The organism is Paraburkholderia sp. CNPSo 3274, assembly GCF_024206475.1.
Lineage (GTDB): Bacteria > Pseudomonadota > Gammaproteobacteria > Burkholderiales > Burkholderiaceae > Paraburkholderia.
This window is the reverse complement of sequence record NZ_JAMBPR010000008.1, coordinates 142469-168407: the sequence shown is the minus strand read 5'-3', so window position 1 is coordinate 168407 and position 25939 is coordinate 142469. Positions and strand designations below refer to the sequence as shown.

At 65.1% G+C, this 25939-nt stretch carries 24 protein-coding genes; 8 read left to right on the top strand and 16 right to left on the bottom strand.

Annotation, left to right across the window (positions count from 1 at the left end):
* From mrdA to M3I54_RS07850, 4 genes are all read right to left on the bottom strand, one after another.
* The coding region (gene mrdA, locus M3I54_RS07865; protein WP_254334448.1) for a penicillin-binding protein 2 at positions 1-2153 on the bottom strand (2153 nt) is incomplete at its 3' end.
* Positions 2154-2254: 101 nt separating this feature from the next.
* A complete protein-coding gene (gene mreD, locus M3I54_RS07860; RefSeq protein ID WP_254334446.1) occupies positions 2255-2767 on the bottom strand; it encodes a rod shape-determining protein MreD in 513 nt (170 codons plus the stop codon).
* On the bottom strand, positions 2767-3897 hold the full coding sequence (gene mreC, locus M3I54_RS07855) for a rod shape-determining protein MreC (protein ID WP_254334444.1): 1131 nt from the start codon (positions 3895-3897) through the stop codon (positions 2767-2769). Before mreC ends, mreD begins: the two co-directional genes overlap by 1 nt.
* A gap of 191 nt (positions 3898-4088) precedes the next feature.
* Complete coding sequence (locus tag M3I54_RS07850; protein WP_004189550.1) at positions 4089-5132, bottom strand: rod shape-determining protein; 1044 nt, start codon at positions 5130-5132, stop codon at positions 4089-4091.
* Between the two features lie 430 nt (positions 5133-5562).
* Here M3I54_RS07850 and gatC point away from each other — a divergent pair, with 430 nt between their 5' ends.
* From gatC to M3I54_RS07825, 5 genes are all read left to right on the top strand, one after another.
* Complete coding sequence (gene gatC / locus M3I54_RS07845; protein WP_028203206.1) at positions 5563-5862, top strand: Asp-tRNA(Asn)/Glu-tRNA(Gln) amidotransferase subunit GatC; 300 nt, start codon at positions 5563-5565, stop codon at positions 5860-5862.
* 192 nt (positions 5863-6054) lie between these two features.
* Positions 6055-7626 (top strand): Asp-tRNA(Asn)/Glu-tRNA(Gln) amidotransferase subunit GatA, encoded by a 1572-nt coding sequence (gene gatA, locus M3I54_RS07840; RefSeq protein ID WP_254334442.1) that lies wholly within the window; start codon positions 6055-6057, stop codon positions 7624-7626.
* 2 nt (positions 7627-7628) lie between these two features.
* Entirely contained in the window at positions 7629-9104 is a 1476-nt protein-coding gene (gene gatB / locus M3I54_RS07835) for an Asp-tRNA(Asn)/Glu-tRNA(Gln) amidotransferase subunit GatB (RefSeq protein ID WP_254334440.1), read from the top strand.
* Positions 9105-9252: 148 nt separating this feature from the next.
* Positions 9253-10089, top strand: coding sequence for a PPK2 family polyphosphate kinase (locus M3I54_RS07830; protein ID WP_254334438.1), 837 nt, complete (start codon positions 9253-9255; stop codon positions 10087-10089).
* An 86-nt stretch (positions 10090-10175) separates the two neighbouring features.
* Positions 10176-10955, top strand: a complete 780-nt coding sequence (locus M3I54_RS07825; RefSeq protein WP_254334436.1) for an exodeoxyribonuclease III — start codon at positions 10176-10178, stop codon at positions 10953-10955.
* Between the two features lie 30 nt (positions 10956-10985).
* On the opposite strand, the gene M3I54_RS07820 is transcribed toward M3I54_RS07825, so the two are convergent.
* The 8 genes from M3I54_RS07820 to argB all read right to left on the bottom strand — a co-directional run bounded on the left by M3I54_RS07820 (position 10986) and on the right by argB (position 18732).
* Positions 10986-12113 carry a M48 family metallopeptidase gene (locus M3I54_RS07820; protein ID WP_254334434.1) on the bottom strand — a complete coding sequence of 376 codons (1128 nt, stop codon included), beginning with the start codon at positions 12111-12113 and terminating at the stop codon, positions 10986-10988.
* The gene (locus M3I54_RS07815; protein ID WP_254334432.1) at positions 12110-13504 is read right to left on the bottom strand and encodes an AmpG family muropeptide MFS transporter; all 1395 of its coding nucleotides are present in this window, start codon (positions 13502-13504) and stop codon (positions 12110-12112) included. The genes M3I54_RS07820 and M3I54_RS07815 overlap by 4 nt, the downstream gene beginning before the upstream one ends.
* Positions 13505-13585: 81 nt before the next feature.
* The gene (gene metW / locus M3I54_RS07810) at positions 13586-14194 is read right to left on the bottom strand and encodes a methionine biosynthesis protein MetW (RefSeq protein ID WP_112170109.1); all 609 of its coding nucleotides are present in this window, start codon (positions 14192-14194) and stop codon (positions 13586-13588) included.
* On the bottom strand, positions 14191-15336 hold the full coding sequence (locus tag M3I54_RS07805; RefSeq protein WP_254334430.1) for a homoserine O-acetyltransferase: 1146 nt from the start codon (positions 15334-15336) through the stop codon (positions 14191-14193). Before M3I54_RS07805 ends, metW begins: the two co-directional genes overlap by 4 nt.
* A gap of 302 nt (positions 15337-15638) precedes the next feature.
* A complete protein-coding gene (locus tag M3I54_RS07800) occupies positions 15639-16229 on the bottom strand; it encodes an HdeD family acid-resistance protein (RefSeq protein WP_254334427.1) in 591 nt (196 codons plus the stop codon).
* A gap of 60 nt (positions 16230-16289) precedes the next feature.
* Complete coding sequence (gene slmA / locus M3I54_RS07795) at positions 16290-16976, bottom strand: nucleoid occlusion factor SlmA (RefSeq protein WP_254334425.1); 687 nt, start codon at positions 16974-16976, stop codon at positions 16290-16292.
* Positions 16977-17021: 45 nt separating this feature from the next.
* Complete coding sequence (locus M3I54_RS07790) at positions 17022-17780, bottom strand: pyrimidine 5'-nucleotidase (RefSeq protein WP_254334423.1); 759 nt, start codon at positions 17778-17780, stop codon at positions 17022-17024.
* Positions 17781-17832: 52 nt separating this feature from the next.
* Positions 17833-18732, bottom strand: a complete 900-nt coding sequence (gene argB / locus M3I54_RS07785; RefSeq protein ID WP_254334420.1) for an acetylglutamate kinase — start codon at positions 18730-18732, stop codon at positions 17833-17835.
* A 320-nt stretch (positions 18733-19052) separates the two neighbouring features.
* Here argB and M3I54_RS07780 point away from each other — a divergent pair, with 320 nt between their 5' ends.
* The gene (locus M3I54_RS07780) at positions 19053-19283 is read left to right on the top strand and encodes a cysteine-rich CWC family protein (protein WP_254334418.1); all 231 of its coding nucleotides are present in this window, start codon (positions 19053-19055) and stop codon (positions 19281-19283) included.
* Here the strand turns inward: M3I54_RS07780 and M3I54_RS07775 are convergent.
* Entirely contained in the window at positions 19273-20934 is a 1662-nt protein-coding gene (locus M3I54_RS07775) for a hypothetical protein (RefSeq protein ID WP_254334416.1), read from the bottom strand. The genes M3I54_RS07780 and M3I54_RS07775 overlap by 11 nt on opposite strands.
* Before the next feature lie 117 nt (positions 20935-21051).
* On the opposite strand from M3I54_RS07775, the gene M3I54_RS07770 reads away from it, so the two are divergent.
* Positions 21052-22488, top strand: a complete 1437-nt coding sequence (locus M3I54_RS07770; RefSeq protein ID WP_254334414.1) for an ATP-binding protein — start codon at positions 21052-21054, stop codon at positions 22486-22488.
* A gap of 18 nt (positions 22489-22506) precedes the next feature.
* Positions 22507-23049 (top strand): response regulator transcription factor, encoded by a 543-nt coding sequence (locus M3I54_RS07765; RefSeq protein WP_254334412.1) that lies wholly within the window; start codon positions 22507-22509, stop codon positions 23047-23049.
* A 68-nt stretch (positions 23050-23117) separates the two neighbouring features.
* Here M3I54_RS07765 and hslU read toward each other — a convergent pair whose 3' ends face one another.
* The 3 genes from hslU to dksA form a co-directional block, all read right to left on the bottom strand.
* On the bottom strand, positions 23118-24467 hold the full coding sequence (hslU, locus tag M3I54_RS07760; RefSeq protein WP_254334410.1) for an ATP-dependent protease ATPase subunit HslU: 1350 nt from the start codon (positions 24465-24467) through the stop codon (positions 23118-23120).
* A gap of 36 nt (positions 24468-24503) precedes the next feature.
* Positions 24504-25040 (bottom strand): ATP-dependent protease subunit HslV, encoded by a 537-nt coding sequence (hslV, locus tag M3I54_RS07755; protein ID WP_254334409.1) that lies wholly within the window; start codon positions 25038-25040, stop codon positions 24504-24506.
* Between the two features lie 336 nt (positions 25041-25376).
* Positions 25377-25796 carry an RNA polymerase-binding protein DksA gene (dksA, locus tag M3I54_RS07750; protein WP_254334408.1) on the bottom strand — a complete coding sequence of 140 codons (420 nt, stop codon included), beginning with the start codon at positions 25794-25796 and terminating at the stop codon, positions 25377-25379.
* Positions 25797-25939: the final 143 nt, after the last annotated feature.

Genomic DNA, 25939 nt, shown 5'->3' with positions numbered 1-25939 from the left:
TCTGCGCCCGAGGCTTGCGAAGCCGCCGCCGCAGCCGAATCCGCCTCGGCCGCAGATGCCGCGCCGGGAATCGGCAGCGCCGTGAAGCCGGCGGCGACCCTCACAGGCTGCGCGGCGGGTATGACGGGTGTGGCGGGCGTGGCGGGCGTGCCCGAGGCCGCGCCCGACGCCGCCTCGGGCGGCGCGCCGATCACGGGCGCGGACGCGTCCTCCGTGGCCGAAGCTGCCGCGCTCACGGCCGCCTGCGCGACGCCCGGCTTCAGGCGATCGACGAGGTAGTAATCAAGCACGCGCCGAGCGATCGGGCCCGCGGCCTGCGCGCCCCAGCCGCCGTTTTCGACGATCAGCGCGACGGCGATCTGCGGCTTCTCGGCTGGCGCGAACGCGATGAAGAGCGCGTGGTCGCGCAGATTTTCGGCGAGCGCATGCGCCTTGTACTTGCCGCCCTGCAGCGAGAAGACCTGCGCCGTGCCGGTCTTGCCCGCCGAGGTGTACGGCGCGTTGCGGAACACCTGGTAGGCCGTGCCCGAGGGATTCATCGTCACGTTTTCCATGCCGCGCTTCACCACGTCGATATCGGCCTGACTCACGTTCAGGCGCCCGCTTTCGCTCGGCACCGTGAGGCGCTCCTGCTTCGTGATCGGGTTCTCGATCTCCTTCACGAGGTGGGGCTTCATCAGGATGCCGTTGTCGGCGAGCGTGGCCGTGGCGTGCGCGAGCTGCAGGATCGTGAACGAGTTGTAGCCCTGGCCAATACCCAGGCTGACCGTCTCGCCCTCGTACCAACGCTGCTGCTCGGGCTTGCGGTACGCCTTGCGCTTCCATTCGGTGGAGGGCAGGATGCCGCGCGCCTCGCCCGCGATGTCGATGCCGGTGAGCTGGCCGAAGCCGAGCGGCTTCATGAAGTTCGCGATGTTGTCCACACCCAGGTCGTGCGCGAGCATGAAGAAGTAGGTGTCGTTCGACACCATGATCGCGCGGTTCATGTCGATCCAGCCCTGGCCCGAGCGCACGTCGTTGTTGAAGCGATGGCCGCCGAACATGTAGTAGCCGGGGTCAGAGAAGCCCCACTGCGGCGTGCGCTTGTGCAGCGTGAGCGCGGCGAGCGCCATGAACGGCTTGTAGGTCGAGCCCGGTGGGTAGGTGCCGTGCAGCGGTCGGTTCAGCAGCGGGTGATCGGGCGAGTTGTTGAGCTCGTCCCAGGTCTGCTGGTCGATGCCATCCACGAACGAATTCGGGTCGAAGCTCGGCGCCGAGACGAACGCAAGAACGTCGCCCGTGGAAGGCTCGATCGCGACGAGCGCGCCGCGCTTGCCCGCGAATGCCTGCTCGGCCACCTGCTGCAGGCCGATGTCGATCGAGAGCACGAGGTTGTTGCCGGGCGTGGCCTGGGTGCGCGAGAGCGTGCGCACGGGGCGGCCGCCCGCCGTCACTTCCACTTCCTCGAAGCCGGTCAGGCCGTGCAGCTCGGTTTCGTAACTTTGCTCGACGCCGATCTTGCCGATGTAGTCGGTGCCGTTGTAGTTGTTCGCGTCCAGACGCGGGTCGTAGTGCTCGGGATCGCTGTCGTTCTTGTCGGAGAGGTCGTCGATGCGCTCCTGGTCGCGCTGTGAAATCCGGCCGATATAGCCGATCACGTGCGCGGCCGTGGGCCCGAGCGGATACTGGCGGAATAGCCGCGCGCGCACTTCCACGCCGGGGAAACGGAAGCGCTGGGCGGTGAAGCGCGCGACTTCGTCGTCGGTGAGGCGCGTGCGGATCGGCAGGCTCTCGAAGTTCTTCGAGTCTTCGAGCAGCTTCTTGAAGCGGCGGCGGTCGCGCGCATCGATCGGAATCACGGTCGAGAGCTGGTCGATCGTGTCGTCGAGCGTGTCGGTGAGCTTCGAGGGCGTGATTTCGAGCGTGTACGCCGAGTAGTTCTTCGCGAGCACGACGCCGTTGCGGTCGGTGATGATGCCGCGGTTCGGCACGATCGGCGCGACGGAAATGCGGTTTTCGTCCGCCTGCAGCGAGTACTTGCTGTGGTTCCAGACCTGCAGATAGAGGAAGCGGAACGCGATCAGCCCGAAGCAGACGAACACGAACAGCCCCGCCGCCGCGACGCGCAGGCGGAACTTCGTGAGCTGCTGCTGGGTGTCCTTGAATTCGGTCATGCTGTCAGACCCAGGCCCCGCTGTTCCAATCGCGAGGAACGGCGGGCCGGGGTGCGTAAGAGGTAGTCAAGCGAGTCTTCCAGCGGCGCGCGGCGCGCCGCTCAAATGGGCCGGGTGTCGTCGGGATCGACGGGGCGGCGCTGCGGCAGGAGCAGCAGCACGCTCGCGATCGGCCAGAGAATGGCCTCGACGAAGCCGCTGATGAGGTAACCCCAGCCAGGAAACGAAGCGCCCATCAGCAGGCGGATCACGAACGGCACGACCTGCGCGCCGACCAGCATGGGCGTGACGGCGAACATCTGCAAGCCGATCGACATCCACAGCACGCGGCGGTGAATGGTGATCGCGCCATACGAAAGCAGCGTGTACGCGAGCGCGTGCTCGCCGAGCAGGTTCGCGTTGTGGACGTCCATGAGGAGCCCGAGGAAGAACGCGACGCCCATGCCGACCTTGCGCGGCTGGTGAATGTTCCAGAACAGCAGCACGAGCGCGACGAAGTCGGGCACGCCGGGCTGCTTGCCCCAGGGCAGCAGGTTCAGCAGGAACGCCGCCGCAAGGCTGAAAACGATGAAGTACGGATTGACCGGCTGGAGAATGTATTGCGGACGCGGCATCAGTGGCCCCCTTGCTCAACGGCCTTCGCTGCCTCTTCCCGCAGGCTCTCCTTGGGCCTTCTCTCGGGCTGCTTTTTCTGCGCCGGCTTGGTGTCCGCTGCGGCTGCGTTCGCTGCCGGCTTCGCCTGCTGCGCCGGGGCAGGCGTCGCGGCCGATGCAGCGGCGGCGGGTTTCGCCTTCGCGTCGTCGGCTTTTTTGTCGCCCTTCTTGTCCGCGGCCTTGGCGGGCTTCTTCTTCGCGTCCTTCGCCTCGGCGGCTGCGGCGGCTTCTTCGGCGGCGATCGGGTTGGGCGGCACCTGCGGGACATAGTGCAGCACGAGCACCTGGCGCGCCCCGCGCACGGCGGCGAGCGGCAGGCAGACCACGCGTGCGAACGCGGTGTCGGCCTGCTTGTCCACACGCAACACCTTCGCGACCGGCAGTCCTTGTGGATAGATGCCGTCGAGTCCGCTCGTCACGAGTTCGTCGCCGACTTGCAGATCGGCGCTGATCGGCACGAAGCGCAAATCGAGCAGGTCGCCCTTCGCCGTACCGTAGATCACGCTGCGAAGACCCGTGCGCACGACTTCGACCGGCACGGCCTGGTCTTTGTCAGTGACGAGCGTGACTTCGGACTGCATGGGGAACACGCGCGTGACCTGGCCGATCACGCCGTCCTCGCTCAATACCGGCGAGCCGTTCTGGATACCCTGCTGCGAGCCGCCGCCGATCACGACCTTCTGCGTGAACGGGTCGCGCGTGTCGTACTGGATGTCCGCCGGCGTGGTTTGCGCGCCGATGCGCTGTGAGAGCTGCAGAAGCGCGCGCAGGTGCGCGTTTTCGGCTGCGAGCGAAGCGGCCGCGTTGGCCTGCTGCGAAAGCTGGAGATTGCGCGCGTGCAGCTGGGTGTTTTCGGTGCGCAGCGTGGAACTCGTCACGGCCAGATCGGCGGCGCCCATAAAGAAGTCACGCGGCACGAGGGCCGCGCGTTGCAGCGGGTAGAGGCCTGCGCCGAGCACGCCGCGCACGACTTCGAGCGTCTTGAAACGCGCATCGGAGACGAGGAGCGCGAGCGACAGCACGACGAAGAAGATCAGCCGTGCGAGTGCCGATGGGCCCTGTCTAAAGAGGGGCGGCGGACTGTATTCCATGGTCGGCGCCGGGGGCGTGTGCGGTTCGGTGAAACAGAGGGTGTAACGGAGGGCACAACGAAGTGTGAAACTTCGGCGCCCCGAAGGACGCCCCGTTGCGGGCGCCGTGGCGGCGCGCGTGCCGCCACGCCATCAGTGGCGCGGCGAGGCCGAAACCGCGCCGCGGGCGAGCGCAGCGGTGCGCGGCGCGCTTACTCGTACGAGAAGATGCTGCCAAGCTTGTCCATGCGCTCGAGCGCCATGCCCGAGCCGCGCACCACGCAGGTGAGCGGGTCTTCGGCCACGAGCACCGGCAGACCGGTTTCTTCGGCGAGCAGGCGGTCCAGGTCGCGCAGCAGCGCGCCGCCGCCCGTGAGCATCATGCCGCGCTCGGCGATGTCGGCGCCCAGTTCCGGCGGCGTTTGTTCGAGCGCGATCTTCACCGACGAGACGATCTGGTTAAGCGGGTCGGTGAGCGCTTCGAGAATTTCGTTGCTCGAAATGGTGAAGCTGCGCGGAATGCCTTCCGACAGGTTGCGGCCCTTCACTTCCATTTCCTTGACTTCGGAACCCGGGAAGGCCGAGCCGATTTCCTTCTTGATGGCTTCGGCGGTTTGTTCGCCGATCAGCATGCCGTAGTTGCGGCGGATGTAGTTGACGATCGCTTCGTCGAACTTGTCGCCGCCCACGCGCACCGAGCCCTTGTAGACGATGCCGCCGAGCGAGATCACGCCCACTTCGGTCGTGCCGCCGCCGATGTCGACGACCATCGAGCCGGTAGCTTCCGAAACCGGCAGGCCCGCGCCGATCGCGGCGGCCATCGGTTCTTCGATGAGGTAGACCTGCGAGGCGCCCGCGCCGTGCGCGGCTTCCTTGATCGCGCGGCGCTCGACCTGGGTCGAACCGCACGGCACGCAGATGATGATGCGCGGCGACGGCGAGAACATGCGCGACTCGTGCGCCGTCTTGATGAACTGCTTGATCATCTGCTCGGTGACGGTGAAGTCGGCGATCACGCCGTCCTTCATCGGGCGGATGGCTTCGATGTTGCCCGGGACCTTGCCCAGCATCTGCTTGGCTTCCTTGCCGACTGCCTGAATCGTCTTCTTGCCGTTCGGGCCGCCTTCCTGGCGAATGGAGACGACCGAGGGTTCGTCGAGGACGATGCCCTTGCCGCGCATGTAAATCAAGGTGTTGGCGGTGCCGAGGTCGATCGCCAGGTCGTTGGAGAAGTAGCTACGCAGAAAACCGAACATTCAAAAATCCTGTCTCGCTTGTGGCCGTCCTTCCAGCTTCGTGGGCGAGGGCGGCAGCGGAAAAATTAACAGCCTCAGGGCGACATGCTCCGCCGCGAGAGCACTCCAAAATACGGCGGAGGGCGTCGCAAGGGGCGCCACGAGGGGGCCTGAGACTGCGGGGATGGTTACCGGAGGCAGCCTCGCTGCACCGCCCGTTTGATCTTGTCTGGCCGCATTGTGCTGCGTACAGAACTGAAAGGCGGATGCAAGGCGGTCCGGGTTTGGGTCGAACGCGTAATGATACCTTATAATTTTGCCTGTTTTGCAGGATCCGGAAGGCAGTTTTTGACCTCGTCGAAGCTTTCCTCCAGAGCCGGATCCGGCGCGATAAACCGCTGTTGCAGCACCGAATTTCCGCGCTGCCGCAGCCTCTTTTTCCGGTGACCGCATGGCCCTGACCCTGAACGATGTGAAGCGCATCGCGCATCTTGCGCGCCTCGAACTGGCCGACGCCGAAGCCGGCAATACGCTCGAACGCCTGAACGACTTCTTCGGCCTCGTCGAGCAGATGCAGGCCGTGGACACGACCGGCATTGCCCCGCTCGCCCACCCGATCGAGCAGATCGAGGACGTCGCGCTGCGTCTGCGCGAGGATGCCGTGACCGAAATCGTCGACCGTGAAGCGCTGCAACGTCCCGCGCCCGCGGTGCAGGACGGACTTTACCTCGTACCGCGCGTGATTGAGTAAGCGCGCAGCATTTTTTCGCCATTTTCGAAACCTTTCGAGTCGTCGGAACAGTTCGAAAAGGCACGGACTCCCGAGTTTTCCGGGGTTTTCCGAGAAGTGGCCTACACGTTTGCCAACGTCGATCGAGCCGCTTTCGGACGGCGCAACGATCTGATTTCGACCACGCCGTGACGTTCTTCCAGGAATCACGCAATGCATGACAAAAGCTTGACCGAACTGCGCGCCGCGCTGGCTGCGAAGGAGTGCTCCGCAGTCGAGCTGGCCCAGCACTTTTTGGGCCGGATTGATGCGCATCAAGACCTGAACGCTTTCGTCGACGTCAATCCCGAATTGACGCTCGCCCAGGCGAAGGCCGCCGACGCGCTCCTGCACTCGGGCCACGCGGGCCCGCTCGCGGGCATTCCGCTCGCGCACAAGGACGTGTTCGTCACGCGCGGCTGGCGTTCGACCGCCGGCTCGAAAATGCTTGCAAACTATGTGAGCCCGTTCGACGCGACCGTGGTCGAGCGGCTCGAGCGCGCGGGCATGGTCTGCCTCGGCAAGACCAACATGGACGAATTCGCGATGGGCTCGTCCAACGAGAACTCGCATTTCGGCGCCGTGAAGAACCCGTGGGACACGAAGGCCGTACCGGGCGGCTCGTCGGGCGGCTCCGCCGCGGCTGTCGCCGCGCGCCTCGCGCCCGCCGCCACCGGCACCGACACGGGTGGCTCGATTCGCCAGCCGGCGTCGTTCACGGGTGTCACGGGCATCAAGCCGACCTACGGCCGCGTGTCGCGCTACGGCATGATCGCGTTCGCCTCGTCGCTCGACCAGGGCGGCCCGTTCGCGCACAGCGCCACCGATTGCGCGCTGCTCCTGAATGCCATGGGCGGCTTCGACGAGCGCGACTCGACCAGCCTCACGCACGCGCACGAGGACTACACGCGCTTTATCGGCCAGACGTGGAGCCAGGACGCCAGCGCCGACAAGCCGCTCGCGGGCCTGCGCATCGGCCTGCCGAAGGAATATTTCGGCGCGGGCCTTGCCGACGACGTGCGCGCCGCCATCGACGCCGCGCTGAAGACGTACGAGTCGCTGGGCGCCACGCTCGTGGAAGTCACGCTGCCGAAAACCGAGCTGTCGATTCCCGTGTATTACGTGATCGCCCCGGCGGAAGCCTCGTCGAACCTCTCGCGCTTCGACGGCGTGCGCTTCGGCCACCGTGCAGCCGAATACCGCGATCTGCTCGACATGTACAAGAAGTCGCGCGCCGAGGGCTTCGGCCCTGAGGTGAAACGCCGCATTCTGGTGGGCACCTACGTGCTTTCGCATGGCTACTACGACGCGTACTACCTGCAGGCGCAGAAAATTCGCCGCATCATTGCGCAAGATTTCCAGGAAGCGTTCAAGCAGTGCGACGTGATCATGGGGCCGGTCGCCCCGAGCGTGGCATGGGACCTCGGCGCCAAGGGCGACGATCCGCTGCAGATGTACCTCGCGGACATCTACACGCTTTCCACGAGTCTCGCGGGCCTGCCCGGCATGAGCGTGCCGTGCGGCTTCGGCGCGGGGGCGAACGCGCAGCGACCCGTCGGTCTGCAGATCGTCGGCAACTATTTCAACGAGGCCCGCATGCTGCAGGTCGCCGACGCTTTCCAGCGCGCGACCGACTGGCATCGCAAGGCGCCGGCGGAGGTCTCTAATGGGGCCCCACACTCACTTCGTTCGTTGCCCCCCGGGGGGGCGCATGCCTCCCTTGAGGCGGCTCGGCGGGAGGCATGAACATGGCAACACAATGGGAAGTCGTTATCGGTCTCGAAACGCACGCGCAATTGTCGACGGCGTCGAAGATCTTCTCCGGCGCATCGACGCAGTTCGGCGCCGCGCCCAACTCGCAGGCGTGCCCCGTCGATCTCGCGCTGCCGGGCGTGCTGCCGGTGATGAATCGCGGCGCCGTTGAGCGCGCGATCCAGTTCGGTCTCGCGATCGGCTCGACGATCGCGCCGCGCAGCATCTTCGCGCGCAAGAACTACTTCTACCCGGATCTGCCGAAGGGCTATCAGATCAGCCAGTACGAAATTCCGGTCGTGCAGGGTGGGAGTATCACGATCCAGGTTCCGGCCAACGAAAAGGCCGGCAAGGAAGCGTACGAGAAGACCGTCAACCTCACGCGCGCGCACCTCGAAGAAGATGCAGGCAAGTCGCTGCACGAAGACTTCGCGGGCATGACGGGCATCGACCTGAACCGCGCCGGCACGCCGCTGCTCGAAATCGTCACGGAACCCGAAATGCGCAGCGCCGCCGAAGCGGTTGCGTACGCGAAGTCGCTGCACACGCTCGTCGTGTGGCTCGGCATTTGCGACGGCAACATGCAGGAAGGCTCGTTCCGCTGCGACGCGAACGTCTCTGTGCGTCCGGTCGGCCAGAAGGAATTCGGCACGCGCGCCGAGATCAAGAACCTGAACTCGTTCCGCTTCCTCGAAGAGGCTATCCAGTATGAAGTGCGCCGCCAGATCGAGCTGATCGAAGACGGCGGCACGGTGGTGCAGGAAACGCGTCTCTACGACCCGGACAAGCGCGAGACGCGTTCGATGCGCAGCAAGGAAGACGCGCACGATTACCGTTATTTCCCCGACCCCGACCTCATGCCGCTCGTGATCGATGCCGCATGGGTCGAGCGCGTGAAGGGCGAGCTGCCCGAGCTGCCCGCGACGATGCAAACGCGCTTTGTCGAGCAGTACGGCGTGACGCCGTATGGCGCGAACGTGCTCACGTCTTCGAAGGCGATGGCGGCTTACTTCGAAGCTGTCGTGGCGAAGGCGGGCGCGGCGCAAGCCAAGGCCGCCGCCAACTGGCTGATGGGCGAGGTCTCGTCGCAGCTCAACCGCGAAGGCCTCGACATCGCCGCCTCGCCGGTCTCGGCCGCGCAGTTCGCCGTGCTGCTCGCGCGCATCGCCGACGGCACGATCTCGAACAAGATCGCCAAGGAAGTGTTCCAGGCGATGTGGGACGAGAAGGCCGCGGGCGACGACGCTGCCGACCGCATCATCGAAGCGAAGGGCCTCAAGCAGATCTCGGACACCGGCGCGCTCGAAGCGATCATCGACGAGGTGCTCGCCGCGAACCCGAAGTCGGTGGAAGAATTCCGCGCTGGCAAGGAAAAGGCGTTCAACGCGCTGATCGGCCAGGCCATGAAGGCCACGAAGGGCAAGGCGAACCCGCAGCAGGTCAACGAACTGCTGAAGAAGAAGCTGGGCTGAGTTTGGGCGAGTTTGGGTGAAGTGCCGGCCTGATTCGGGCATGCTTGCGAGGCGGCGTCGTGCGTAGCAGTGCGGCGCCGCCTTGCCGCTTCAGACGGGTCCAACGGCGTGAAGCCATCTGTATTCACGAAAGAGAGGAGAACAACGCATGTCCAAGGTCCCGAGTCTCGACGACTACCGCGTACCGTACTTCAGCGACAAGAAGACGGAGACGTTCTCGCTCAGCGCGCTCGACCCCGCCGCGAAGCCGTTTTCGAGCGGCAGCAAGGACGGCGACCGCGACCGCCTCGCCGAAATCGGCAACAAGCTCGACGTGTTGCAGGAGCGTCTGCACGCGCAGCGCGACCATCGCGTGCTGCTCGTGCTGCAGGGCATGGACACGAGCGGCAAGGACGGCACGATCCGTGGTGTGTTTCACGAGGTCGATCCGCTCGGCCTGCGCATTGTGCCGTTTCGCGCGCCCACGTCCATCGAGGCTGCGCGCGACTTTCTCTGGCGCGTGCACCTGCAGGTGCCCGCGGCGGGGGAGCTTGCGATCTTCAACCGCAGCCACTACGAGGACGTGCTCGTGCCGCGCGTGATTGGCCAGATCGACTCGGCCGAATGCGAGCGACGCTATCGCCAGATCCGCGATTTCGAGGCGCTGCTCGAGCAGAGCGGCACGTCGATTATCAAGTGCATGCTGCATATCTCGAAGGACGAGCAGCGAAGCCGCATCCAGGCGCGCATCGACGACCCCACCAAGCACTGGAAATTCGACGTATCGGATCTCGAAGCGCGCAAGCATTGGGACGCCTATCAGGCCGCGTACCATGACGCGCTCGCGGCCACTTCTACGGAATACGCGCCGTGGTTCGTGATTCCCGCGAATTCGAAGTCGCACCGTAACGTCATGGTGGGCGAGCTGCTGCTGCGCCTGATGGAAAGTCTGAAGCTCGAATATCCGCCGGCCAAGGCCGAACTCAAGGGTCTCAAGATCGACTGAGACCGACCGTATTCCCTCGCGCGGCGCAGCGCAGTTCCGTTTCGGCGCGCCGTGCGAGGCAACGCACAATCAAGAGGAAAGAAGACATGTTGCGTGTGATCACCGCGAATCTGAACGGCATCCGCTCGGCGGCGAAGAAGGGCTTTTTCGAATGGTTCGGCGAACAGAAGGCCGACGTGCTCTGCGTGCAGGAAATCAAGTGCTCGCAGGACGACATGACGCCCGAATTCCTCGCGCCGCATGACTTCACGGGCTACTTTCAGCATGCGGTGAAGAAGGGCTATAGCGGCGCGGGCGTCTATTCGCGCCACGAGCCCGACCAAGTCATCATCGGCTTTGGCAGCGAGGAGTTCGACCCGGAAGGGCGCTATGTGGAAACGCGCTACGGCAATCTCTCGGTGATTTCGGTGTACGTGCCCTCGGGTTCGAGCGGCGACGAGCGTCAGGCCGCGAAGTACCGCTTCATGGACGAATTCATGCCGCATCTCGCGGAACTCAAGCGTGAGCGCGAAGTGATCGTGTGCGGCGACGTGAACATCGTCCACAAGGAAATCGACATCAAGAACTGGAAGGGCAACCAGAAGAACTCCGGCTGCCTGCCCGAAGAGCGCGCATGGCTCACGAACCTCTTCGACGACGTGGGCTACGTGGACGTGTTCCGCACGCTCGACCCGCGCCCCGAGCAATACACGTGGTGGAGCAATCGCGGTCAGGCGTATGCGAAGAACGTGGGGTGGCGTATCGACTATCAGATCGCGACGCCCGGCATTGCGCACAAGGCGAAAAAGACGTCGATCTTTAAGGACATCAAGTTCAGCGACCACGCGCCACTGACCATCGACTACGACTACAAGGTCAAGAGCTGACGCTCACCCTGGCGCGCTGCGAAGCCGCTTTCAGGGCGCCGACACCACCTTGCGCTTCTGCACGGCCGGGATGCCCTGGTAGTCGGGCAACTCGTCGAGCGGCTTGCCGATCGCCTTTGCGTAGAGCGGCATCATGTCGGCGAGGCGTTTGGCGATATCGGCGCGCCGCGCCGGCGTGTACGGATGCACGTAGATGAAGCCCTGGTCGCGGTCGGCGCGCGTCGCCACGGCGAGTTTGTCCCAGAGCGTGAGCGCCGCGCGCGGATCGAAGCCCGCGCGCGAGGCGATATCGCTGCCGATCACGTCGGCTTCGGTTTCGTCGGCGCGGCCGTAATGCATCTCCACGAGCTGTGAGCCGATGCCCAGCGGAAACACGCCGAGATCCGCGAGCCCGAATAGCTGCGGCACGGTGCCCGATTCGATCTGCGCGGCCTGTTGTTCGCCAAGGCGCTCGCGCACGTGCTCGCGTACCGCATGCGCGATCTCGTGGCCGAGCAGCATGCCGAACTCGTTGTCGTTGAGCTTCACGCGGTCGAGCAAGCCGCCATACACGACGATCTTGCCGCCCGGCAGGGCGTACATGCGGATGTCGTTCGAGCGGATCACCGCCACTTCCCACTTCCAGTTCTTGACGCGATCGCTCCACTTCAACGAGTAAGGCGCGAGCCGGTCGACGAAAGCCCGCACGCGCTGCACGTGCGGATCGCTTTCGGCATAGAGGCGGTTCGAATGGGCCGCGCCGCGCACGATCTCATTGAACTCGGCAGTGGCCTGCGCTTCGAGCATCGGCGAAGGAATCAGATTGCGGTACACGGCGGCATTGCCGAAGCGCACCACGCGGCCCGTGTTCGGCGCACCGGGGGCGAGGTTGCCCGGCGAGGCGCTCGCGTTCGCGCCACTGTTTGCTGTGCCGTTCGCGTTATTCGTTGGGTTTATTGCGGCATTGCTTCCGCTCGCGGCGCTGGCTGCTGGCGGCGTGACAGGGTTGCCCGGCACGGCCGCTGGCGCGTTCGTGGCGGCCGGATTCTCGGCACCCCAGGCATTCCATGCGGAAAGACCCGGCAACGCCGCGGCAAGAGCCAGCACGAGCGCACGAGCGCGCTCGCCGCTGCGCTGCGGCGCACGCGGGCTTTGCGCGACGGTCTCATGCGTGCTCACGACCGGACTCTCCACGGGGCAATACGAATGAGCAGGAGCATACCCGGTACCGCGAGCACCGTGCAGACGATGAAATAGTCGAACCAGCCGATCTTCGCGACCACGTAGCCGCTCGCGGCGGAGGCCAGTGTGCGCGGCACGGAGGCGAGGCTCGTGAAGAGTGCGAACTGCGTGGCGGTGTAGCGCGGGTCCGTCGTGCTTGCAATATAGGCAGTGAACGCGGCGAGCGTGAGTCCCGTTGCGAAGGTTTCGAAGCCGTACACGAGCGCGAGCGCAACGGCGCGCGGGTCGAGCGTGAATTGCACGTTGGCGCCGAAGAGACCTGCTGCCCACGAAACCGCGTGGCTCACGGCGAGCGCCGCATCGTAGATGGCGGCGAGCGATGTCGAGCCCGCGCCGAGCTGTGCGAGCCACGCGAAGCCGAGCGTCGAAATCATCTGCAGGAAACCGAAGATCCACAGCCCGCGCCCAATGCCGATCTTCACGAGCGCCACGCCGCCGACGATGCCGCCGGCGAGACTCGCGCCGAAGGCCGTCATCTTGGCGATCACGCCGATCTCGGTGCGCGAGTAGCCGATGTCGAGGAAGAACGATGTGGACAGGGTAGTCGCCATCGTGTCGCCGAGCTTGTAGAGGAAGATGAAGGCGAGCACAAACAGCGCCGCGGCGAGACCGTCGCGGCGCACGAATTCGGCGAACGGCTGCACGATCGCTTCGCGCAGGTTCCTGGGCGGCGCGCCATGCACTTCGGGCTCTTTCACGACGAGCGTCATGATCATGCCGGGGATCATGAATACCGCCGTCACGACGAACACGGTGCTCCACGGCAGGTGGTCGGAGAGGATCAAGGCGAGCGATCCCGGCACGAGCGCCGCGATCTTGTATGCGTTCACGTGCACGGCGTTGCCGAGGCCCTGCTGCGTGTCGGTGAGCAGTTCGCGCCGGTAGGCGTCGATGGAGATGTCCTGGCTCGCGCCGAAGAACGCCACCAGCGCGGTGAGCGCGGCCACGGTCCAGATCGAATCTTTCGGCGATACGTAGCCGAGCGTGCCGATGGCGAGCGCCACGAGAATTTGCGTGACGAGCATCCAGCCACGCCGACGCCCCGGGCGCCAGCCGGGCAGGCGCGGCACGTAGCGGTCCATGAGCGGCGCCCAGACGAACTTCCAGGTGTACGGGAACTGGATCAGCGCGAAGAGGCCGATCTCCTTGAGATTGACGCCCTCCGAGCGCAGCCACGCCTGCACCAGATAGACGAGCGTGAAGAGCGGAAGCCCGGAGGTAAAGCCGAGGAACACGCAGATCAGCATGTGCGTATTCAGATACGCACGCCAGCCGGGGTGGGATTCGTGAGCGGTAAGAGCGGGTGCCTCGTGGGGCGGATTCTGCATGTCGTCGTTAGCGGCGGCGGTGTTTGGTGCGGTTCCAGATGAACCGGTCGGGCAGAAAAACACGCGACGCCGCGCACGGCGTCATTTTTTTCTCACGCGATAGACCGCAAGACTACCACGCCAGTTCACACCCCATCGAACGGTCTGACCCCCATGGAGCACGGCGCGGTCGAGAATTTCGATGCCCACCTCGGGCGCGAGCGCCTCGAAGTCCTTCACAGTGAGAACACGCACGTTCGGCGTGTTATGCCACTGGTAGGGCAGCGACTTCGAAACCGGCATGCGCCCGCGCAGCACCGAAAGCCGGTGCGGCCAGTAGCCGAAGTTCGGAAACGAGACGATGCACTCCTTGCCCACGCGCGCCGTCTCGCGCAGGATCGCGGCCGTCTGGTGAATGGTCTGCAGCGTTTGCGAGAGGATCGCGAAGTCGAAGCTCGCGTCCTCGAACAGGCGCAGGCCGTCTTCCAGATTCTGCTGGATCACGTTGATGCCGTTCTTCACCGAGGCCAGCACGCCCGCGTCGTTGATCTCGATGCCGTAGCCCGTGCACTCCAGTTCTTCGGTGAGGAGCGAGAGCAGCGAGCCGTCGCCGCAGCCGAGGTCGAGCACCTTCGCGCGCGGTTCGATCCAGCGCGCGATGGTGCGAAAGTCGGGACGGGCGGAAAGACTGTCGAAAGCGCTCTGGTTCATGCGCCCACCTCAGCAGCAATACGTTCGTAGTAAGCGCGCACCACATTGTGATAGCGCGCGTCGTCGAGCAGGAAGGCGTCGTGGCCATGCGGCGCGTCGATTTCCGCGTAGGTCACCTGGCGCTTGTGATCGAGCAGCGCCTTCACGAGTTCGCGCGAGCGCGCGGGCGCGAAACGCCAGTCGGTCGCGAAGCTCGCCACGAGATATTTCGCCTTCGTGTGCGCGAGTGCGCGAGTGAGGTCGCCGTCATACGCCTTGGCGGGATCGAAGTAATCGAGCGCGCGCGTGATCAGCAGGTAGGTGTTGGCGTCGAAGTAGTCGGCGAACTTGTCGCCTTGATAGCGCAAGTACGACTCCACTTCGAATTCCACGTCGAAGTTGAAGTTGTATTCGTTCTCGGCGCCTTCCGCACGGCGCAGCGCCCGGCCGAATTTTTCGGCCATGTCGTCGTCGGAGAGATAGGTGATATGGCCGATCATCCGCGCCACGCGCAGGCCGCGGCGCGGCTTCACGTTGTGGGCGTAGTAGTCGCCGCCATGGAAGTCGGGATCCGAGAGGATGGCCGAGCGCGCTACCTCGTTGAACGCGATGTTCTGCGCCGAGAGCTTGGGCGTGGAGGCGACCACGATGCAGTGGCCGAGGCGATCCGGATAGCGCAGGCTCCATGCAAGCGCTTGCATGCCGCCAAGGCTGCCGCCCATCACCGCGGCGAACTTCTCGATGCCGAAGCGATCGGCCACGCGTGCCTGGGCGTCCACCCAGTCCTCGACGGTCACGACCGGAAACTTCGCGCCATAGGGCTGGCCTGTGGCCGGGTCGATGCTCATCGGGCCGGTCGAGCCGAAGCACGAGCCGAGATTGTTCACGCCGATCACGAAGAAGCGGTTGGTGTCGAGTGGCTTGCCCGGGCCGACCATGTTGTCCCACCAGCCCACATTTTTGGGGTCGCCCTCGTAGACGCCCGCCACGTGGTGCGATGCATTGAGCGCGTGACAGACGAGCACCGCATTGCTGCGCGCGGCGTTGAGTGTGCCGTAGGTTTCGACCACGAGGTCGTACCCGGCCAGCGCCGTGCCGTTCTGCAGTTGCAGGGGCTCGTCGAAATGCAGTGTTTGAGGAGCGACGATGCCGATCGATTCCATTCGTTCCGCCTTGGTTTTTCGGGCGGCTAAACGGTGTCGGCGGGCGCGGAGTGCGAAAGGATTGGCGCAGCTGACGACCTCTTTAGCCGCATTTATATCGAACTCCAGGGCCCGGGCCTTGGGAGTTCACGCGCCCGCAATCGAGTCAGCAAATCGGCGCGTGGGTATTGCAAAAGGAACGCAGAGTATATCGGAAAAAGTGCAAAGCGACGCGGCGCACGGGAAAGGCGGCCCGGTGCCGCCCGGCGCATTTGCACCGTCGCTTCACGTGCCCGCGCACCGCGCGAGGCTGCGAAGCCTTATCACTTCCTCGGCGCGGACGGATGAGCGTTGCGCCAGCGCCGCAGCTGCAAGGCCGCGATGATCATCAAGAGGCCGTAGAGGACCGCATAGGCGGCGATCACCCAGACCAGCGAGAGCGCGCCCGCGCCGGGGAACATCGCGAAGAAAAAGCCCACCGTGGCCGAGAGGAGCCCCGAAATGCCGACCGCCCACGGATGCGCGATGGCGTGCCGGTACTGGATCGCGTAGACGATCTCGAAGATGCCCGTGAAGAACGCCCACACACCGATGATCATCACGAGGACGATGGCGGTCTCGCCGGGCCAGAAGAACGCCACGAGGCCGGCGATCACGCCGATCAGACCGATGATGACGTAGGTCCAGCGCCGCGTGCCGCCGCCGCGCGCACCGTAGAAGAGCGCGAACGCGCCGTCGACGATGGCGTACGCGCCCCAGACGATGGCGAGCGTGAGCACGGTGAGGCCGGGCAGCGAGAAGGCGAGCACGCCGAAGATGATCGCGGCGATGCCTCGCGCGACGAGCCAGCCCCAATGGGCGGAGAGGCCCATCAGGATGGGCGGCAGGCCGAGAGGAGGAACGGGACGGTTCATGCGGCGGTTCTCCTTGTAGCGATGCGAGCAGCCGCCACGGAAAAACGCCGCGCGGCCGCGCTATTGAAGAATGATGCGGATTTGCTCGTCGGCGTGCTCGCTCGGCGAACGAGTGAAACCGCTTTGCGCATAGCGATGCCAGCAACCGATCACATAGCGCACGACCAGATTCGCACGGACCGTTGGATCGTATCCCTTGGAGGCAGGCTTCGCGCCGACATGGTCAGACCCCGAAATCGCTTTGCGCTCGGCCTCCTGCGCGAGGTCGACGCGCAGGCACTGGCGCAGCGACGCCTCGACGCGATCGAGCATCTGGTTCACGCGCTCGGCGAGGCGCTCATGCTCGCCCACAAGGGCTTCGCAGGTCAGTACGCGGGTCATGCCTGCGTTGCGTGTGGAGAAGTTGACGAGCATCAGGGCGATCGCACGCGCTTGCAGGACGCCGCTCGGCTCTTTTTCGACGATCTGGTTGATGAGCCCGAAGAGCGTCTGCTCGATGAAATCGATCAGGCCCTCGTACATCTGGGCCTTGCTCGCGAAATGGCGATACAGCGCGGCCTCGGAAACCCCCAGGCGCGCGGCCAGCGCCGCGGTGGTGATTTTTTCGCCGCGCGGCGCCTCCAGCATGGTGGCGAGCGTCTGGAGAATGTGGATACGGCGTTCGCCCGGTTTCGGGCGGGGGGCGCGGCGGGCCGCGCCCGGCGAATCTGCTGCTTCGACTGCTTCACGCGTTTCTGTCGGCTGCATGGATATCGTCCCTGGCGTTGGCCTCTGGGTGTCCGCTCCCCCGTTTTACTTCGAGCGTCCCGACTGCAGGCCTGGTTTCAGGGATTTTAGCGAACGAATGCGACGATCGACATAGTGAGGCCTGCCAGTGGCCGGCAGGTGCGCTGGCAAATGCCCGGTGATCCATACGGTGCGGATGCCGAGGCGCCGGTAGCGCTTGAGATGGCTGCGCGTGTCTTCGATCAGGATCGCATCGGCGAGCGCCACGCCCGCCCGGCGCAGCGTGCCGCGCAGCATCGCGCAGTCGGGCTTGGCGCGCCAGTGGCTGCGCGAGCGCATGCCTTCGATGGCGATCACGCGTTCGAAGAGCCGCTCGATGCCGAGCGCCGCGAGCACCGCGTGCGCATAGTCCTCGGGGCCGTTGGTGAGAACGATCTTGCGTCCGGGGAGGGCCGCGAGCGTGCGGGCGAGGCCGCGCTCGGCGTGCAGCATGCCATGCAGGTCGTCGAAGGTGTGCACGACCTTGAGGAAGTCGTGCGGGTCGATCGGATGATGGCGCGTGAGGCCGAGCAGCGTCGCGCCGTAGCGGTGCGTGTAGCTCGTGCGCAGGTGATTGGCTTCGTCGCGGCTCACGCCGAGCGCGTCGATGATGTACTGCGTCATTCCGGCATTGATGGCCGGGAAGATCGCGCGCGACGCGTTGTGCAGCGTGTTGTCGAGATCGAAGAGCCAGACGGGGGCGCCATAGCTCGGGCCGCGCAAGGTGCGGGCGACGCGGCACGGCCGGCGCCGGGCACGCCTGGCATGAAGGCTGGAGTCGGTCATCGCGGACGTGAGACGCGGCGGCGGCACGGCGCCGCCGCCGCGAGGAAGGGGCTTAGTGCGAGCGGATCATCGTGCCGAACGGCTGTTCGGTCAGAATTTCCAGTAGCACGGAGTGCTCGATGCGGCCGTCGATGATGTGCACCGAGCGCACGCCGCTCTTGGCCGCGTCGAGTGCCGACGAGATCTTCGGCAGCATGCCGCCCGAGATCGTGCCGTCTTCGAAGAGCGCGTCGATCTCGCGCGCCGAGAGGTCGGTGAGCAGATTGCCCGCCTTGTCCATCACGCCGGGGATGTTCGTCATCATCACGAGCTTTTCGGCGTTGAGCACCACGGCGAGCTTGCCCGCCACGAGGTCGGCGTTGATGTTGTACGAGAGGCCGTCTTCGCCGAAGCCGATCGGCGAGATCACCGGAATGAACGCGTCCTCCTGGAGCGCCTTCACGACCGCCGGGTTGATCGCCTCAACTTCGCCCACCTGGCCGATGTCGACGTACTGACCGGGGTTGTCGCGGTCCGGCATCATCAGCTTGCGGGCGTGGATCAGGCCGCCGTCCTTGCCGGTCAGGCCGACCGCGTGGCCGCCGAAGTGATTGATGAGCGTGACGATGTCCTGCTGCACCTCGCCGCCGAGCACCCACTCGACGACTTCCATGGTTTCTTCATCGGTCACGCGCATGCCCTGGATGAACGTGCCTTGCTTGCCGATCTTCTTGAGCGCCGTATCGATCTGCGGGCCGCCGCCGTGCACGATGACCGGATTGATGCCCACGAGCTTGAGCAGGATGACGTCGCGCGCGAAGCCCTGCTTGAGCCGCTCTTCGGTCATGGCATTGCCGCCGTACTTGATGACGACGGTCTTGCCGTGGTACTGGCGAATGTAAGGCAGCGCTTCGGCAAGAATTTCGGCTTTCAGGGTGGGGGCGATCTGCGAAAGGTCGATAGGCTCGGACATGGCGGCGGAGACTGGACGAAAAACGGACGAAACTCGCGGACGAAGATCCGCGGACGAAAAACGCGGCCGTAAAACGGTCGAAACAGGCCGGATTGTACAGGACTGGCGCGGTGCAGCAGGGAAAACGGCGGGGAAAACGACGCCCATCGGACGCTCGGCGAGGCACATGCGCAACACGGGCGCGAGCGCACCGCAGCACCGTAAAACGGGGCGAAATCGGCAGGGAAAGGCGGGCGTGAAAAGCCTGCCGAAGGGCGCACGCGCGGGCTGTGGCATCATCTCCTTGTCGCCAACCCATGGCTTCGAGAGGAGTGCGCGCCATGACCGCCTCCGCCGTGTCCGCCACCGGCATGAAAAGCGCCCGCTGCCCGCGCTGCGGCAACAGCTTCGACTGCGGCAGGAACACCGAACCCTTCGATTGCTGGTGCAAGTCGCTGCCCGCCTTGCCCGCGAGCGAGCTGGACCCGCGCGGGCGCTGCCTCTGCCCCGGATGCCTCGCGGCGGCGGCGGCTCCGGCAGCCGCGCCGAAGGGCGGGAGCGCTATGCCGTGACTTGCGCGCTGCGTTGCGCATCGTGCGTGAGCGCCGCGAGATCGGCGCTCACTTCGTCGAGCACGGGCTGCCACTGTCTGAACGTCTTTTGACGGTACAGGCGGGTATTCGGATACCACGGACTGTCTCGCCGATCCAGCAGCCAGACCCAATGCGGATTCACGTCCAGCAGCACCCAGGCGCGCTTGCCGAGCGCGCCCGCAAGGTGTGCGCTCGATGTGCACACGGAAATCACCAGGTCGAGCGAGTCGACGAACGCGGCCGTGTCGTCGAAGGTCTTCCACTGCGCGCTGAAGTCGGTCACCTCGAAGCCCGTTTCGCGCGCCGCGGCGATGTCCTGCTCCGCGCCGGGCTGCAGCGAGTAAAACGCCACGCCCTCGATGCCGACGAGATGCCGGGCATACCGCTCGAGCCCGACGCGACGAAACGGATTGCGTTTGTGCGTGAGGCTGCCCGTCCACGCGAGCCCGACCTTCAGGCGCTTTTCGCCCGCGAGGCGCGCGCGCCAGTGCGCCGCCGCCGCGGGATCGGCCTTGAGATAACCCGTGGGGCCCGGGATCGTCGCTTCCTCAGTGCCGAATATGAGTGGCAAGCTCAACAGCGAGACTTCGCAATCGTAGGGCGGCAAGTTTTCGACGGGGCCACCCGCGCAGTACAGGTCGCAATGGCTGCCCAGGCTGCGCGCGAGCAGCGCGCCGATCTGCGGAAACGAATTCCAGACGAGCCGGCCGCCTTCGCGATGCACGCGCTCGGCGAGCATGGGCACGTAGCGGCAGAATTGCAGCAGGTCGCCCATGCCCTGTTCGCCCCATACCAGCAATGTGCGACCCGCGAGCGGCTCGCCTCGCCACTCGGGCTTCGGGAACACCGGGCGGCCCGCAGCCAGCTCGCTCGACCCCTTCCAGCGCATCTCGTGTCCGGGCCAGCCTTCGGCAAAGTTACCCCGCAGAAGCTGGGTCATCGACAGGTTCAAGCGTAGCGATGCGTCGTTGGGCGCATACTGGCAGCCGGCGCGCGCGGCGCGTTCAACTTCGTTCCACTGCTGCGTTTCCTTGCAGACCATCGCATAGTTGTTCAGGACGAGCGGGCTTTGCGGCGCGAGTTCGAGCGCGCGGCGGCTTGCGCGGAGTGGACGCGCCGCGTCGGCATCGGTTGGGAACACGCGGGCAAGGTTGATCCAGGCGTTGACGTTGTCGGGCTCTTCGGCGACCGTTTCTTCGAGCAGCGGCAGAATCTCGCGGTCTCCAAAATTGATCTGCATCAATGCTGTAGCAAGATTGTTGCGCAGATTTGGAAACGTACGCGCGATTGCCAGCGCGTGACGGTAAGGTTCTACCGCTTCGGCGTGACGGTTTGCAAACTGCAGCGCGAGGCCGGCTGCGAACCACGCGGCGGCCCGCTCCGGTGCGAGCCGGGCGATCGCGGCGCTCAGGCGCACGGCTTCTTCCGCCAGGGCGCTATCCTGTGCGCGAGTGGCGATGAGCATGAGCGTGTCGTCGTCGAAGCCGCGTAGCGCGGCGTGCGTGGCGGCCAGCAATTCGTGTGCGGACGCATCGGTCGCCCTGGCGGTTCCACCGGCGGCCACCGCGTCGATGAAATCGAGAAAGAGATTGCGCACGGGTTGGAGTACGTCAGGGTGCGAGGTCTGCATTATTCCGTCTTGCTTGTCAGAAAGCGCCGAAGCAAATGTGGTCGGCGGATGACATAGATTGAAGCAAACCCTTTCAAGATGATGAATCAGACAAGTCTTAACCGGTAAACTGACAGCATGCATCGCATAACCGTCAGTGCTCGCGTCAATCTCAGCCATCTGTTCTGGCTGCGCAGTCTCGCCATCATCGGCCAGCTCTGCACGATCGCGTTCGTGCAGCTCTTCATCGGCGTGCAGTTGCCGCTGCCCGCCATGCTGTTCGTGATCGCCATGGAAGTGGCGTTTAACGGCGTGACCTGGCTGCGCGTCACGCAGGATCGTCCCGAGTCGAATCTCGAATTGTTCGGCCAGCTCTGGGTCGATCTCGGCGCGCTTTCTGCGCTGCTCTTTCTTTCCGGCGGCACGACCAATCCGTTCGTTTCGCTCTACCTGCCCTCGCTCGCCATCGCGGCCGCCGTGCTGCCGTGGTATCTCACCGCCTGGCTCGCGGCCTTCGCGGTGGCCTGTTACGTGCTGCTCGGCTTCGACAACGTTCCGCTCAATCTCGACAATCCCGCCAACCTGTTCGACTACTATCGCGCGGGCATGTGGGTGAACTTCATGGTGAGCGTGTGCCTGATCGTGTGGTTCGTCGCGCGGATGTCGCGCGCGCTGCGTCAGCGCGACACCGCGCTCGGCGACGCGCAGCAGCGCCTGTTGCGCGACGAGCGGGCCGTGGCGCTGGGCGTACAGGCCGCCACGGTGGCGCACGAGATCGGCACGCCGCTCTCGACCATTGCCATGCTCACCGAGGAACTTCGCGACGTCGCGCGCACGGACAAGGGCCTCGCACCGTATTTCGCGGACCTCGAACTGCTCGACAAGCAGATCTCGCTTTGCACCTCGGCGCTCGCACGGCTGAGGAGCCGCGCATCGTCCACTGGCGCCCGCGAGGCCGTGAGCGAATGGCTCGGGCCGTTCGTCGAGCAATGGCGCTTGCGCCATCCGCATGTGAAGTTCGAACTCCTCGACAATGGAACGAGCGATTTCGCCCTCGACGACACCGTCGCCGTTGGCCAGATCCTCACCATCCTGCTCGATAACGCCGCGCGTGCCAGCCGCGATTTCGTGACGCTGCGCGCCTATGCGGCCGCGCGAGCCGGGTACGTCGATTTCGAAGTTTGCGATGCGGGGTCCGGCATTCCGTCATCGCTGCGCGCTTCGCTGGGCGCCGCGCCCGTGGACAGCACCCAGGGCGGTCACGGCGTCGGGCTGTATCTGGCGTTTTCGTCGGCGGCGCGGCTTGGCGGCTCGATCGAGCTCAACGACGTCACGCCGCCCGGCAGCGCGTCGGGCGAAGTGAGCGGCGCGGGCGACGAGACGTCGGCTGGCGCCGCAACCGGCAGCGGCATGCGTACACGCCGCGCGCGCGGCACCCGTGCGGTGCTGCGCTTGCCGGCGAAGCAGGTCAAGGCGGGTCAGGCGAACCGCGCGGCGCCGGCGCGGGAGGGCGCAGCGCCTGCGGGTTCGGAGATTGAATCAGGCGAGGGGCCGATCCGGCCCGACGCCGCGTAACAATACGGAGAATTAGGCATGAGCGATATGAGTTTTCTGGTCATCGACGACGACGAAGTGTTCTCCGACATCCTCGCGCGCGGCCTCACGCGGCGCGGCTTCGAGGTGAAGCAGGCACACAATGCGGAAGAGGCGATTCGCTTCGCCAACCAGCAGAAGTTCTCGCAGATCACCGTGGACCTGCATCTCGGCAACGACTCAGGCCTGTCGCTCATCGCGCCGCTGCGCGAACTGCAGCCGGACGCACGCATGCTCGTGCTCACGGGCTACGCGAGCATCGCGACGGCGGTGCAAGCCGTGAAGGACGGCGCGGACAACTATCTGGCCAAGCCCGCCAACGTCGAGATGATTCTCTCGGCACTCCAAAGCGATGCGAGCGCGATGCAGGCCGAAGAGGCCATCGAGCACCCGGCGCCGCTCTCGGTCGCGCGCCTCGAATGGGAGCACATCCAGCGCGTGCTGGCCGAGCACAACGGCAACATCTCGGCCACGGCGCGCGCGCTCAACATGCACCGGCGCACGCTGCAGCGCAAGCTCGCGAAGCGCCCGGTGCGCCAGTAAATACAGCCGGGGCGCGGCAAAAGAAAAGGGACCCCGCGGGTCCCTTTTTCATGCGCCATGCGTTGCGCTTAGAGCACGTAACGCGACAGGTCTTCGTCCTGCGCCACTTCACCGAGCGCCTTGTCGACATAGGCTGCGTCGATGCTCACGCTCTGGCCCGCGTGATTGCCGGCCGCGAACGACACATCTTCCAGCAGCTTTTCGATCACCGTGTAGAGACGGCGCGCGCCGATGTTCTCGGTCTTCTCGTTCACGGAGAAGGCGATTTCCGCGAGGCGGCGAATACCGTCTTCGGCGAAATCGAGCTGCACGTCCTCGGTTGCGAGCAGCGCCTGATACTGCTTCACGAGGCTCGCGTCGGTCGCGACCAGAATCGCTTCGAAGTCCTTCACGGAGAGCGAGTCGAGTTCCACGCGAATCGGGAAACGGCCCTGGAGTTCGGGAATCAGATCGCTCGGCTTCGACAGATGGAACGCGCCACTCGCGATGAACAGGACGTGATCGGTCTTCACCATCCCGTATTTCGTGTTGATGGTCGTGCCTTCCACGAGCGGCAGCAGATCGCGCTGCACGCCCTGACGCGAAACTTCACCGCCGCTGCCTTCGTTGTTGCGAGAGGCGATCTTGTCGATTTCGTCGAGGAACACGATGCCGTTCTGCTCGACGTTCTGTACAGCCTTGGCCTTGACCTCTTCGTCGTTGAGCATCTTCGCCGCTTCTTCGTCGGTGAGGACCTTGAGCGCTTCCTTCACCTTGAGCTTGCGGCGCGTTTTCTTGCCGCCGCCCAGATTGGCGAACATCGAGCGGATCTGCTCGGTCATGTCTTCCATGCCCGGGGGCCCCATGATGTCCATGCCCACTTGAGGCTGCTCGACGTCCAGTTCGATTTCCTTGTCGTCGAGCTGGCCTTCGCGCAGGCGCTTGCGGAAGGTCTGACGCGTGGCGTTGTCGCCGCCTTCGGCATGGCTCGTGGCGTCCGACGAACCGAAACCCACGGGACGCGCGCTCGGCAGCAGGATGTCGAGGATGCGGTCTTCGGCCTGGTCGGTGGCCTTGCTGCGCACCTTGCGCATTTCGGTTTCGCGCGTCTGCTTCACCGAAATCTCCATGAGGTCGCGCACGATGCTGTCCACGTCGCGGCCCACGTAGCCCACTTCGGTGAACTTGGTCGCTTCGATCTTGATGAACGGCGCGTCCGCGAGCTTCGCGAGACGGCGCGCGATTTCGGTCTTGCCGACGCCCGTCGGCCCGATCATGAGAATGTTCTTCGGCGTGATTTCCTGGCGCAGCGGCTCGGCGACCTGCTGGCGGCGCCAGCGGTTGCGCAGCGCGACGGCCACGGCCTTCTTCGCGTTCGCCTGGCCGATGATGTGCTTGTCGAGTTCCGAGACGATCTCGGCGGGGGTCATGGTGCTCATCCTGATTCCTTCTCGTCTGTACGGTCGGTTGGCGAGTTATTCGATGGTTTCGATCACGCGGTTGTGATTCGTGTAGATGCACATGTCGCCCGCGATCGCGAGCGACTTTTCGACGATCTCGAGCGGCGAGAGTTCGGTGTTCTCCACGAGCGCGCGGGCCGCAGCCTGCGCATACGCGCCGCCCGAACCGATCGCGCAGATGCCTTCTTCGGGGTCGAGCACGTCGCCGTTGCCGGTGATCACGAGCGTAGTGGTCGCGTCGGCGGCGATCAGCATGGCTTCGAGGCGGCGCAGCATGCGGTCGGTGCGCCAGTCCTTGGCGAGTTCGACGGCGGCGCGCGTGAGGTTGCCCTGATGCTTTTCGAGCTTGGCTTCGAAGCGGTCGAGCAGCGAGAACGCGTCGGCGGTGCCGCCGGCGAAGCCGACCATGACCTTGCCGCCATAAATGCGCCGGACCTTCTTCGCGCCACCCTTCATGACGATGTTGCCGAGGGTGACCTGACCGTCGCCGCCGAGCGCGACCTTGTCGCCGCGCCGCACGGATACGATCGTCGTGCCGTGAAATTGCTCCATGTGCGTTCCTTTTTACCGTTGATGCCGGGTTGGGTGCGAAGGTCGTGTGCCTGCCGCTTTCGGATGGGCGCCGCGGTGCTCGCGCGTTGTGCGCGCTTTGGGCGCCGCCCTGAATCGGGGTGCGTAGCGCGCGCCTGGGGCGCGCCGCGAGCGCATATCAAAGGGAGTTTAGGGCGGCGGTGGGCATATCAAGGGCCGCAGGCGCAGAAAACGGCACAGCGGCGAGGCGTGCAACGGCGCGCGCGCAAAAGAAAAAAGCGCACGGTGCTCCGTGCGCTTCGACAGGGAAGGCAAGTCGCTAGCCGCGCAAGCAGGACTTCGCGGCCAGAAAAAAGCTCAATCGCCGAACAGCTTCTGGCGCAGTTCGCGGCGCTCTTGCGCTTCGAGCGAGAGCGTGGCGGTCGGACGCGCGAGCAGACGCGGGACGCCGATCGGCTCGCCCGTTTCTTCGCACCAGCCGTAGTCGCCGGAATCGATGCGAGCGAGCGATTGCTGCACCTTCTTGAGCAGCTTGCGTTCGCGGTCGCGCGTGCGCAACTCGAGCGCATGCTCTTCTTCGATCGTCGCGCGGTCGGCCGGATCGGGAACGATCACGGTTTCGCGCAGATTCTCAGTGGTCTGGCCCGCATTGCGGAGGATTTCCGCCTGCAGCTGTTCGAGCCGGTTCTTGAAGAAGGCGAGCTGATCCTCGTTCATGTAATCCTTGTCGCTCATCTTCAGGATTTCGGCTTCGGTCAAGAGTCGTTTCGTCGTCATCTGGCTTGCTTCTTCAATGAGTGAGGCAAAACTGGCACATCTTGCCTGCACTTTTGTGTTGCCCGCAGTGGCCGCGGTGGCCTTTACCAACCTTTACCACTTTGCCAGGCGCAGTTACCGCGCCGTTATATGCGCGCTGGCGG